Raw genomic sequence first — 11,713 nt, 5'->3', positions numbered from 1 at the left:
CCGGCGAGCCCGGCCGCGATCATGCCGCCGATGGTGCCAAGCGCGGGCGTGCCGAGCAGCGGCGCAGTGTTCATCGGCTCGAAGGCGAATTGCTGGTTCTTGGCATCGATCAGCGACAGCACGTCGTGAAGCGGCGCACCGGCCTGCAGCGTGACGATCAGCTCGTTCGGCTCGTAGGAGGTGACGGCATTGAGCGCGGCGAGGTCGAGCACGGCATTGGTCGCCATGGCATGGCCGATGCCGCGCTTGGAGCCATGACCGATGATCTCGAGCGGCTGCTCATTGGCAATCGCCGCGCGCACCACCTCTTCGACGTCTTTGGCGTCTCTGACCTTAAGCGTATCCACGATTGAGCCGGTATCGAAGTTTACAAGGGAAAGCAAATTTGACGCATTGCAGTGAAGGCGCAGCGACCGACGCTAGAACCGCGGCAAATCTGGGAACGCCAGCTTGCCCGCATGCACGTGCATGCGGCCGAGCTCGGCGCAGCGGTGCAGGGTCGGAAATACCTTTCCGGGATTGAGCAGACCCTGCGAGTCGAAGGCGCATTTCAGCCGCTGCTGCTGGTTCAGGTCGATCTCGCTGAACATTTCCGGCATCAGGTCGCGCTTCTCGATGCCGACGCCGTGCTCGCCGGTGAGCACGCCGCCGAACTCGACGCATGCGCGCAGGATGTCGGCGCCGAAGGCCTCGGCGCGCTCGATCTCGCCGGGCTTGTTGGCATCGTAGAGGATCAGCGGGTGCAGATTGCCATCACCGGCATGGAACACGTTGGCGCAGCCGAGCTGGTATTTTTCGCCGAGCTCGCGGATGCGCGCCAGCGCCTTCGGCAGCGCGCCGCGCGGGATGGTGCCATCCATGCAGAGATAATCGGGCGAGATCCGGCCGACGGCCGGGAACGCAGCTTTGCGGCCGGCCCAGAACAGATTGCGCTCGGCCTCGGAGGTCGAGATCTGGCAGGTGGTCGAGCCGCAGCCATTGGCGATTGCCTCGACGCGCGTGATCAGTTCGTCGACCTCGATCTTGGGACCGTCGAGCTCGATGATGAGCAGCGCCTCCACATCGAGCGGATAGCCGGCGTGGACGAAGGCCTCCGCGGCGTGGATCGCGGGCTTGTCCATCATCTCCATGCCGCCAGGGATGATGCCGGCGCCGATGATGCGCGCCACGCATTCGCCGGCGGCCTCGACTTGCGCGAATCCAACCATCAGCGCGCGCGCCGTCTCCGGCTTCTGCAGGATGCGCACCGTGATCTCGGTGATGACGCCGAGCAGGCCTTCGGAGCCGGTGATGACGCCCATCAGGTCGTAGCCGGCGTTCTCGCATCCCTTGCCACCAATGCGCAGGATTTCGCCGCTCATCAGCACGATCTCGCAACCGAGCACGTTATTGGTTGTCATGCCGTATTTGAGGCAATGCACGCCGCCGGAATTTTCCGCGACATTGCCGCCGATCGAGCAGGCAATCTGGGAGGACGGATCGGGCGCATAGTAGAAGCCGGCATGGGCGACCGCCTGGCTGATCGCCAGATTGGTGACGCCGGGCTCGGTGATGACGACGCGGTTGTCGAAATCGATCTCGCGGATGCGCTTGAACTTGCCGAGGCCGAGCAGCACGCCGTCTTCAAGCGGCAGCGCCCCGCCCGATAGCGATGTACCGGAGCCGCGCGGCACCACCTTGATGCCTTGCCCTGCACAATATTTCAGGATGAGCGAGACCTGCTCGGTCGTATCGGGCAGCACCACGACCATCGGCGGCTGCCGATAGGCGGTCAGGCCGTCGGATTCGTAGGCCCGCATCTCGGCTGCGCTGTCGATCACGCCCTCGCCGGGCACGATTGCGCGCAACGCAGCAATGATCTCCGCGCGGCGCGCAAGCACCGCCTGGTCGCTCGCAGGCATCATGATGGCCATATCAAGTCCTTCATGACATATCCTTCCGGCTCGTAGCCCATGATCAATTTGTCACGACAAATCAATCACGTCCGCGCCTGTTTGGGTAGGCTATCCGAAAGTCGGATCGACGATCTCAAGCGAGTTCGCTCTGGGACAAGTAGGAAATCATGAAACCTGTCATGGTTTGGTGGCTTGTCCAGGCCGCGCAGGCCTGCCAAAACCGGCAGGTTGGGCGATTGCCGATCAGGCAAGAGACTGACCAGCCAGACCCACCAGGGAAGAGACGAAGAGCAACCGATGACAAAATTGACTTTTGGCGCACTGACGATCCTCACCGTGATTGCCACCGCACCCGCCGCGATGGCGCAGGATGTCGCGGCCGGCAAGACATCGTTCAACAAATGCCTGGCCTGCCACGCGATCGGCGAAGGCGCCAAGAACAAGGTCGGTCCCGAGCTCAACGGTCTCAACGGTCGCAAGTCGGGCACCGCCGAGGGCTACAATTATACGGACGCGAACAAGAATTCCGGCATCACCTGGGACGAGGCCACGTTCAAGGAATACATCAAGGATCCCAAGGCCAAGATTCCTGGCACCAAGATGGCGTTCGCCGGCATCAAGAACGAGACCGAGATCAACAATCTGTGGTCCTTCGTCGCCCAGTTCGACAAGGACGGGAAGATCAAGCAGTAAGCGCGCATATTAGGCGGCCGCTACAGCTTCGGTTCTGATTCAATCAGGACCGAAGCTGTCGCTTTCTGTTGTGACGCGTATTCTTTGCGCGTCATTGCGAGGAACAGCATCGCGATGCTCCAATGCATATCGCGAGGTGCAGTGCCGTAGGGTGGGCAAAGGCGCACAGCGCCGTGCCCACCAATTCGATCAGTATGCGAGAGACGGTGGGCACGCTGCGCTTTGCCCACCCTACGATACCGAGTTTGTGACACGCAGCTCGACCCACGGACATGCCTCTTCAGCCTCGCGGCTTGCTCGCCCGAGCTTTGCTTCATCTTTCGTCCCTCTGAAATCCAAGAGGGCGCAGGGAAGGCCGGGTGCCAGCTCGCACCCGCGGTCTGCTGCGCGAAATGTAGCGCAAGAAGACCGCACAGCAGCATACAGGTGGTGCCGAACACTCGGCCTTCCCTGCGCGATGGTCGGACGGCTTATGCCGTGATCTCCCGGGAGCCGAACTTTCCTTCTGGCCTCCCTCGCCCCGCGAATTGGATGATGCAGTCTGCCCGGTTGGGCTCGCTCGCACCTTCGCGAAAGACTTGACCGTAGCAACGACGGCCAGGACCACACGGTTTTGCCGTACGCACGGCCCGCCATTTCGCCGCAGTATTCCCAGCCCTGTCGACGGAGCTGCGAAACTTACAGGCGAGACGAACCTAGCAGCGCCGCTCGTCCGCACGCAGGTATCGAGCTCACAGGGACTACCCGCCCTGCCCGCCCCATCTCGTGCCGACGCTGCCGCGTCCACCGCAAGCCCGGCTCGCGATGCGTGACGACACAAGATCGCCCCTCTTGGTGAGCCGGGATGAGCGACACATACGCCGAAACCGAATTTCGGTAAAGTGGAATATCTTTGCGCGGATGGATTGACAGAGGGCGACACAGCAAGCTGCCGTAGCCCGGATGAGCGCAGCGATATCCGGGACAGTGTACGATGCCGGGCGAGCGGCCCCCGGATGTCGCTTCGCATCCGGGCTACGGGAGCATCCACCCGAAAAACTCTAATCAGCGGCCGCCTGTGCCGGGACGATTCTTCCGATCATCGTCTCGATCTCCGTCTTCACCAGATCCGGCACGGCGTTCTGCACCATGTGTCCGAGATCGGGCAGCACGATCAGCTTTGCATTCGGCACCATGGCCGCGAACGGACGGGCGTGGATGCTGGTCCTGACCGTCTTGTCGGGCTCGCCGGCGATGACCGTGACCGGCGCTTTGATCTCGCCGTAGCGCGGAGCTTGCGCGGCAACCGCTTCCTTCAGCGTCACCAGATCATAGGCATTGGCGATGAACTCGCGCGGACGCAGCAGCAGCGGCGTCGCGGAATCCTGCACGAAACCGTCAGGCATCGTCTGCGGCAGGAACACGTTGCGCGCGCCGGTTTCGGCAACGAAGTAACCGAGCGGCAGCGTGACGGTGTAGGCGAGCAGCGGGCCGATCACCGGCATTGCAATGATCTCGTTGTAACGGCCGACGCCGCCACGCCAGGGATGGGTGACGGGCGCGAGCATGACGAGGCCCGCGACGCGGCCGGGATGATCGAGCGCAATCCGGGCGCCGAGCGCGCCGCTCCAGGAATGCACGACGAAGACCGCACGCTCGATCCCGAGCTTATGAAGCGCATCATCGATCATCCGCGCCTGGATCTGCGGCGTGGAATCCTGGCGCCGCGCGCGCGTACTCCAGCCATGGCCGGGACGGTCGACCAGGATGACGCGATGGTCTTTGGCGAGGAGGTCGCCGAGCGGACGCCGCATCGCTTCGAGATTGGAGCTCGCGCCGTGCAGCATCACGATCGGCACCCCCGCATCGCGCGGGCCGATGTCGACGACGTGAAGCGTCGCGCCGTCGACTTCCACCATCTCCCCCTGCGGCGGAAAGGCGCGCTGCACGGCGACGATTCCGGCCTGCGTGACCAGCGCCAGCAGAACCAGCGCCGTCACGACTGACATCACGATCATGGAGAGAATCCGGGAGATGCTGGGCACAGGGGAGTTACGGGTCTTGTGGGCGGCAGTTTCGCTGCACCGGCTTTCCATGCTTCCACCAAAACTGCCGGGGCTGTGGATATGTGCATAATTGAGGAACGTAAAAACTCAATGGAATCAACAATATTCCAGGAGGAGACGCAAGCCTCGGAACAGCTTCATGCAGCCGTCATCGCGGCTTCCATATAATCGCCACGGTCGGTTCCGCCATCTAGGCGCGGGTGGGCGCCGATCCTCCTCGCAACTCCAGGGGATGGGGGAAAGACCGGCAGAATTGCCCTGGTTTGAACCGGAGGATTTTCGATGAGCTTCAGATCGAACGACAATGCGATCGACGAGATCGTCGCGAGCTGCAACGGCGACCTGCGCGGTGCCGTGCGGGCGCTGCTCCTGATCAACGAGCATCTCGAGACGGAGCTTGCAAAGGCTTACGCCGCAGCTGCCGATCACGGCCTCGCCGAGCGCGGCGGCAGCGTCCTGCACTAAAGTGCGATCGATCGCACTTTAGGCTCTCTTTTGAGCATGATCTCGTCGGAAAACCGCTGCACACTTTTCGCGAACGCGGCCCTTCGGGTCCGGTTCATGCTTGGAATGCAGGCTAGTTCGCGCCGTCCTCGTCTTTTTCCTCGTCGGGCGTGAGCCCGGGACAGGCGCGGATCGTCGAACGGGCAAGCTTGGCATCGGCCCTGGACTTGTAGGGACCGTCGCCGAACCAGATGTCGCCGATGATGACCGGATTGCTGGTCACGATATTGCATTTTCCGGTGGCGCGGTTGCCGACCACCCAGAACAGTCCGTCGGCGAAGCTCAACGTCCCCGACGCGAGCAGCAATCCACCTGCAAAGATCAAACGCTTCATGGCTTTCGCTCCTGCCATGCAGGTAGCCCTGCGGCAGGCCCAGCAATAGTCCTCACGATGCCGCGCTTCCGGTCGTGGTTAATCTGACGACGCCACGTTCCCTCAAGAAATGATCGAGTTCTAGATGTCGCGGCCTTCGACCTTCTCGGTCAGCGCCTTGACCTGATCGGGGATCTTTTCGAGATGCGGATTGACGGCGAGCGCCTTGCGATAGGCCTCGAGCGCGCGCTTCTCGTCACCGACCTCCTGCATGATCATGCCGAGGCCTGCGAGCGCGCCGAAATGGCGCGGCTCCCGGACCAGCACTTGCTGGATATCCCCGAGCGAACGGCCATAGTCGTTCTGCATGTAATAGAGCGTGGCGCGCCGGTTCCAGGCCTCGATATAGTCGGGCCTGAGCTTGATGACCGAATCCAGCAGCTTGATCGCGACCTCGATCTTCTTGGCGTCGACCGCGGTCTTGGCGCGCGCCATCAACAGCGCCGCGGTGTCGCTCGGGGTCTGGAGCCAGATCGCCCAGATCCGCGCCTCGACATGCTTGGCGCTGGCCTCGTCGGGCGCCGCCTTCAGCGCGCCGAACAGGAAATCGAGATTCTTGGTGCGATCGACCTTGGGCAGCTTGGCCGGCGCTTCGGGGAGCTTCTTCTGCTTGCCGGGTGGATCAACCTGCTGCGCCAGAGCTGGAGCGAGGCCAGCACTTCCCAGCACAAGTGCCAGACACAGGGTGCGCGGAAAAAGGAATCTCAAAGCCATGGCCAAAGTCTAAACGCGCAAAGCCGCCCTTGCAAAGCAGGGCGGCGTCAAACTCGTGTGAGACCGTGGTCTTGCGGGAACGCGCGAGGCGACCGCGAGGGCGAGATCAGCCCTGGCGAGCCTTGAAGCGGCGCTGCACCTTGTTGATCACATAGACCCGGCCCTTGCGGCGGACCAGGCGGTTGGCGCGATGGCGACCGCGCAGCGATTTCAGCGAGTTACGGACCTTCATGGCAGAATCCTGAACGTTCGAAAGGCCGTGTTCGGCACTACCGTTTCGGCACGCGCGAATGTGGCAAAATGAGATTTCTCCCGCTGGCGGACTGACCGCCCGGGACGGGGCGGTTCTTAAGGCATGGCGGGAGGGGCTGTCAATGTTAACTGCCCGGTTCCGAACCGGCAAATTCGCGAAAACAACCCCATGCACAGTAGAACGGGCCGGACCGGCCTTATTTATCCCAAAGGATCCAAGGCTTTCAAGGACGCCTTGCCAAATTCGTTATATCATATAATCAATTCGGCAACCCGTCGGGAGGACACCCATGCCGAAGCTGAAGCTGCCCAATATCGACGATGTCGTCGCCATCGACATCCACACCCACGCCGAGGAGCCCTGCGGCTGCCACGCCGACGACGGCTATGACGATTTCCAGGCGCAGATGGCGGAGTACTTCAAGTCGCCGAACAAGCATCCGCCGACCGTGCCGGAGACCGCGGCCTACTACCGCTCCAAGAACATCGCCGCGGTGATCTTCCCGGTCGACGCCGAGCGCGAGACCGGCTTCCGCCGCTACAACAATTACGAGATGCTGGAGGTCGCCTCCGACCATCTCGACGTCCTCATTCCCTTCGTCTCGATCGACCCGCACAAGGGCAAGTTAGGGGTGCGCGAGGCGCGCAAGCTGATCGAGGAATACGGCGTGCGCGGCTTCAAATTCCACCCGACCATGCAGGGCTTCTACGCCAACGACCGCATGGCCTACCCGCTCTACGAAGAGATCAACAATGGCGGCGCGATCGCGCTATTCCACACCGGCCAGACCGGCGTCGGCTCGGGCATGCCCGGCGGCATGGGCATGCGGCTGAAATATTCCAACCCGATGTACATGGACGACGTCGCGGCCGATTTCCCCGACCTCAAGATCATCCTCGCCCATCCCTCCTTCCCCTGGCAGGAGGAAGCGCTGTCGGTCGCGACCCACAAGCCGAACGTCTACATCGATCTGTCGGGCTGGTCGCCAAAATATTTCCCGCCGATCCTGGTGCGCTACATCAACTCGATTCTCCAGGACAAGATGCTGTTCGGCTCGGACTGGCCGGTGATCACGCCGGACCGCTGGCTGTCGGACTTCGCCAAGATCGACATCCGCGACGAGATCCGGCCGAAGGTGCTCAAGGCAAACGCGCGGAAGATCTTGGGAATTTAGAGCGTGTCATCATAAAGCTCGCCATGTCCGCTTCGGTCCCGGCAGAGTGCTACCCCCTGCCGGGACAGCTCCCAAATTGCATGGATCAGGCTATTTTGATCTTGATCTCGCCGAGCCCGGCCACCCCGCCGGTCAGGGTTTCCCCTCGCTCAACAGGGCCGACGCCTTCCGGCGTGCCAGTCATGATGAGATCACCGGGCTTTAGCTCCATCGACCGTGACGCGATGGAGATGATGTCTCGCACCGGCCATATCAATTTTGCGATGTCCGAATCCTGCTTCAGCTTTCCGTCGACAGCGAGCCATATTCGACCCGATTGAGGGTGGCCGACTTTATCAACAGGGTGAATGGGGGCGATCGGAGCGGATCGGTCGAAACCCTTGCCCCAGTCCCAAGGGCGCCCCTGTTCGCGCGCCTGCATTTGGAGGTCGCGCCGCGTGAGGTCGATCCCGACGGCATATCCGTAAACATGATCCAGCGTGCTCTCGACAGGGATGTCGAACCCCTGCTTGCCAATTGCGACGACGAGCTCGATCTCGAAGTGGAAATTTTTCGTTTCGGGCGGATACGGCAGCGTTGCCCCATCATCGACGACTGTGTCGGCGGGCTTGAGAAAGAAGAACGGTGGCTCGCGGTCCGGATCACGTCCCATCTCCCGAGCGTGGGCCGCATAATTACGGCCCACACATATGATGCGACGCACAGGAAAGCGAGCCGTTGTTCCTGCGACTGCAACGGATGATATCGGGGGCGACGGAATCACGAATTCGTTTTTGCTCTCAAACATTGCCTCGGTCCTCCCGGAACAGGTGCAGAGCTTCCTGGATTGGCCTGTCGGAATAGGAAAACAGCACGGCGTCCGCCCCTCCCGCTTCGTGCCGAACGCGATGCCAGGAGGGGACGACAAAAATGTCGCGCTTGGTCCATTCGATGACGAAATCCTCGCCCGCCCGATTGGTGACGACACTGCGCCCGCGGCCCTCGATCGGCACGACGACTGTCGCGTCCGTCGAACGATAGGCGGAGGTCGAAAAGCCCTTGGGCAGGAGCTGAATGAAGGTCGCCATGGTCGCCATGGCATGGTTGCCCGTAATTGGATTTACGTAACGCATCTTGAGCCCGTGGCACGGGTCCCACTGACCGGAGCGCCGCATCTTCTCTAGGACTTCCCGCGTGCGGGCGTAGGGGTAATTGAAGACGGGCGAAGTCCCCCCGCCGGTCTTATGGTCAACCGGCAGCAGGTTCGCACCGTAGCGCGCCTGGCAGTCGCCCTCGGGACGTAAGATCGGCTGTTCGTCGACATCGAGATGTTCGGCGAATGATGCGTCCAGGAACTGCACGACTGGGATGTCGAGCCCGTCGAGCCAAAAGATCGGATCGGAGCTGGGATTGCCGTGATCATGCCAGGCCCACGGCGGCGTGATGATGAAGTCGCCTTCGTGCATTACCGTGCGCTCGCCGTTGACGGCGGTATAGGCTCCCTGGCCTTCCAGCACGAAGCGCAGTGCCGATTGCGTGTGGCGGTGGGCGGGTGCGACCTCGCCGGGCAGGACGAGCTGCACGCCAGCATACATGTCCGTCGTGATTTTCGATTGGCCGCGCAGGCCGGGATTTTCGAGAACGAGGACGCGACGTTCCGCTTCCTTCGCCGTGATCAGGTTGCCCGCTTCGAGCATGTATTCGCGGATATCGTTGAAGCGCCAGCTCGCCGGCGCGCATGCGCTCTTCGGCTCCGGCGTCACCAACTCCGCCAGAGAAAGCCAGAGGGCGGTCAGATTCTTCTTGTCGATCTTGTCGTAAAACGCCCGGCGTTCCGGCGTATCGGCCGTAGGCGCCATGATCGCATCCAGTTGCATAACGTACCTCCGTCTCCATAGAACAATTTCGAAGCGTGGCAGCCGACGAGATCGAACCCGTTGCAGCTACAGCGACACCTCTCATGCAGGTCTTCGCTTGGATGGCCGGACCAGCCCCTGCTTCCATCTCGGGACAAGACTGCACCGTGGCTTGCCGACACGCGCGATCGATTGCTCGTCGCCCATGACCGAGTCCGACTTAGGAGCAATCATGCAGCGCTCCTCTTGTCGCCGGTATCGCTCGCATCCTCCGATACGGGCGCCTCTTCCATCACACGCTCCAGCGCAGTCTTGATCAGCAAGGCGGTGTAGCGCGAGAAGGACCGGCACATCGTGATCGTCCCCCCAACGACGTAGAAATTCTCCTGGCGTGTGGCGCAGAACATGTTGCGTAGCTCGCCGTCCGCGCCAATGCCCCAGATCGGACCGACACGCTCCGCCACATCGTCACCGAGCATCACGCGAACAGCCTCCTGCAGAGGCTTCCAGCCCGTCGCGAGAACAAGCAAGTCCACGTCCATGCGCGAGCCGTCGGAGAACACGGCTTCCCCGCCTTCGAGGCGATCGAGTTGAACACCCGACTTCAATTTGATCCGGCCATCGGCGATGAGGTCGGACGCGCCGACGTTGAGGTAATAGCCGCTGAGACGTCGCAGCAGCTTCAGGAAAAAGCCGGTATCGTCTTCGCCATTGTCGAGCGCGAAGCCGACTTTCCGAAGGCGGTCGTGCAGATCACGGTCCTCGTACGCCATTTGCCGGCTCAAGGGTCCGTGGAGGCGACGGACGAGGTCGTAAGGGACCGACGCGGTGATGATGTCGATGTCCTCAATCGGCCGGACGCCCTCGTTGCTGCGAAAGAGCTGGGTTGCCTTCGCCGCGCTCGGCACGATGCTCACGACCGTCGTCGACGAGCGCTGCAGCATCGTGACATCGGCGCCGCGCATGTAGAGGTCCTGCGCGATGTCGTGGGCGCTCGTGCCGGCGCCGATGACGAGCGCCGACTTGCCCTCTGTCGGCACGTCGTCCGTCCGCCCGCTCGAATGAATGACGGTGCCTTTGAAACCGTCGAGACCCTCGATGTGCGGGATGTTGGGAAGACCACTGACACCGATCGCCAAGACGAGGTGGCTCGGCCGCATGACACGCTCACCGCCATCGGATGTCCTGAGCCGGGCGGTCCACTGTCGATTGGCGTCGTCATAGGTCGCGCCGAGAAAATCCGTGCGCGTCCAGATATTGAGCTCCATCGCGTCGGCGTAGAATTCCATCCAGTTGGCGAGTTTGTCCTTCGGCAGGTAGACGGGCCAACTGTCGGGATATGACAGGTATGGAAAGTGATTGCTTGCGATCTCGTTGTGGAGCGTGAGTGAGTGGTATCGCTTCCGCCAAACGTCCCCAACCCTTTCGTCGCGATCCACCACCAGTGCGTCGACATCAAGGTGCCTCAACCGTGCAGCCAGCATGAGTCCCGCTTGACCCGCGCCGACGATGAGGACCTGAGGATCCCGATCGCGATAGGCGAGGGCCGTACGCCGACGGTCCAGCCAATTGTCGCTCCCTTCCTCCACAGGCCTCATGAAGGTTTCGTCGCGGTTCTTGCGCCCGCGCTCCGGGAAGTCCTTCAGGGCGACCATTGCGGTGAGAACCGTCACGGCCCGGAAGCTGTCCGGGCCCGCCTCGCGGACCGGAACGAGCCGCAGGTATCCGCGAGCGGCGGCAAGGTCGGTCTCGCACGTGAAGAAGCCCTCGACTGTCGGACCGAACTCGCCGAGGACGCCCGCAATGGCGCGGCCCTGAAGGCGCAAATTGCAAGGCCGCATCGTGCAGTCGACAGCCGTGAGGCCGCCATGCACTTCGGAGAGACCGTGGAACGTCTTGAGTTCCCAAGTGAGCGCGAGAAGATCGCGCCAGTATCCGTCGGGATGGAACAGACATTCAATCGTGGTCTCATCCTTGCCAGCCAGCAGGCTTTCAAAATCGGCGAGCCACTTCGTGACTGCCCGATCCCGATCTTCCTCAGTTATCTCCAAGCTGCTCATCGGCAATTCCCTCGTTGTGACTCGCGCAGCGTGAGGGACTATCCGACCCGCAGCGTCCCGTCTGATTCCCTTAAGTCCCGTCACGCAGCGGCCGACGCTCCGCCACAGCGGGCGCGCAAGCTCAGCACGCGTGCCGGCGTCCAACGCGCTGCCGCGATCACAGGGTG

General features: G+C 62.2%; 12 protein-coding genes. 3 read left to right on the top strand and 9 right to left on the bottom strand.

The window, feature by feature from the left end:
* Both MOV74_RS18725 and MOV74_RS18720 read right to left on the bottom strand, forming a co-directional pair.
* A partial coding sequence (locus MOV74_RS18725) for an FAD-binding protein (RefSeq protein ID WP_246925415.1) occupies positions 1 to 347 on the bottom strand: 347 nt, incomplete at its 3' end.
* A gap of 72 nt (positions 348 to 419) precedes the next feature.
* A complete protein-coding gene (locus MOV74_RS18720; protein WP_246925411.1) occupies positions 420 to 1,913 on the bottom strand; it encodes an FAD-linked oxidase C-terminal domain-containing protein in 1,494 nt (497 codons plus the stop codon).
* A 279-nt stretch (positions 1,914 to 2,192) separates the two neighbouring features.
* Here MOV74_RS18720 and cycA point away from each other — a divergent pair, with 279 nt between their 5' ends.
* Positions 2,193 to 2,588, top strand: a complete 396-nt coding sequence (cycA, locus tag MOV74_RS18715) for a cytochrome c-550 CycA (RefSeq protein WP_246925407.1) — start codon at positions 2,193 to 2,195, stop codon at positions 2,586 to 2,588.
* Between the two features lie 1,040 nt (positions 2,589 to 3,628).
* On the opposite strand, the gene MOV74_RS18710 is transcribed toward cycA, so the two are convergent.
* The gene (locus MOV74_RS18710; RefSeq protein WP_246925404.1) at positions 3,629 to 4,585 is read right to left on the bottom strand and encodes an alpha/beta fold hydrolase; all 957 of its coding nucleotides are present in this window, start codon (positions 4,583 to 4,585) and stop codon (positions 3,629 to 3,631) included.
* A 330-nt stretch (positions 4,586 to 4,915) separates the two neighbouring features.
* On the opposite strand from MOV74_RS18710, the gene MOV74_RS18705 reads away from it, so the two are divergent.
* Entirely contained in the window at positions 4,916 to 5,098 is a 183-nt protein-coding gene (locus MOV74_RS18705; RefSeq protein ID WP_246925401.1) for a hypothetical protein, read from the top strand.
* Positions 5,099 to 5,210: 112 nt separating this feature from the next.
* Here MOV74_RS18705 and MOV74_RS18700 read toward each other — a convergent pair whose 3' ends face one another.
* From MOV74_RS18700 to ykgO, 3 genes are all read right to left on the bottom strand, one after another.
* Positions 5,211 to 5,471 (bottom strand): hypothetical protein, encoded by a 261-nt coding sequence (locus tag MOV74_RS18700; protein WP_246925398.1) that lies wholly within the window; start codon positions 5,469 to 5,471, stop codon positions 5,211 to 5,213.
* A gap of 120 nt (positions 5,472 to 5,591) precedes the next feature.
* Entirely contained in the window at positions 5,592 to 6,224 is a 633-nt protein-coding gene (locus MOV74_RS18695; protein ID WP_246925395.1) for a tetratricopeptide repeat protein, read from the bottom strand.
* Between the two features lie 106 nt (positions 6,225 to 6,330).
* Complete coding sequence (ykgO, locus tag MOV74_RS18690; protein WP_006611362.1) at positions 6,331 to 6,456, bottom strand: type B 50S ribosomal protein L36; 126 nt, start codon at positions 6,454 to 6,456, stop codon at positions 6,331 to 6,333.
* 310 nt (positions 6,457 to 6,766) lie between these two features.
* Here ykgO and MOV74_RS18685 point away from each other — a divergent pair, with 310 nt between their 5' ends.
* Positions 6,767 to 7,651, top strand: coding sequence for an amidohydrolase family protein (locus MOV74_RS18685; protein ID WP_246925392.1), 885 nt, complete (start codon positions 6,767 to 6,769; stop codon positions 7,649 to 7,651).
* Positions 7,652 to 7,736: 85 nt separating this feature from the next.
* Here MOV74_RS18685 and MOV74_RS18680 read toward each other — a convergent pair whose 3' ends face one another.
* The 3 genes from MOV74_RS18680 to MOV74_RS18670 form a co-directional block, all read right to left on the bottom strand.
* Positions 7,737 to 8,438, bottom strand: a complete 702-nt coding sequence (locus MOV74_RS18680; RefSeq protein ID WP_246925389.1) for a fumarylacetoacetate hydrolase family protein — start codon at positions 8,436 to 8,438, stop codon at positions 7,737 to 7,739.
* Positions 8,431 to 9,489 (bottom strand): gentisate 1,2-dioxygenase, encoded by a 1,059-nt coding sequence (gene gtdA / locus MOV74_RS18675; protein WP_247005827.1) that lies wholly within the window; start codon positions 9,487 to 9,489, stop codon positions 8,431 to 8,433. The genes MOV74_RS18680 and gtdA overlap by 8 nt, the downstream gene beginning before the upstream one ends.
* A 227-nt stretch (positions 9,490 to 9,716) precedes the next feature.
* The gene (locus MOV74_RS18670; protein ID WP_246925385.1) at positions 9,717 to 11,546 is read right to left on the bottom strand and encodes an NAD(P)/FAD-dependent oxidoreductase; all 1,830 of its coding nucleotides are present in this window, start codon (positions 11,544 to 11,546) and stop codon (positions 9,717 to 9,719) included.
* Positions 11,547 to 11,713 lie beyond the last annotated feature (167 nt).

Origin of the sequence: Bradyrhizobium sp. SHOUNA76 (assembly GCF_023006445.1) — a bacterium.
GTDB lineage: Bacteria > Pseudomonadota > Alphaproteobacteria > Rhizobiales > Xanthobacteraceae > Bradyrhizobium.
This window is presented reverse-complemented; position numbering and strand designations above follow the sequence as displayed.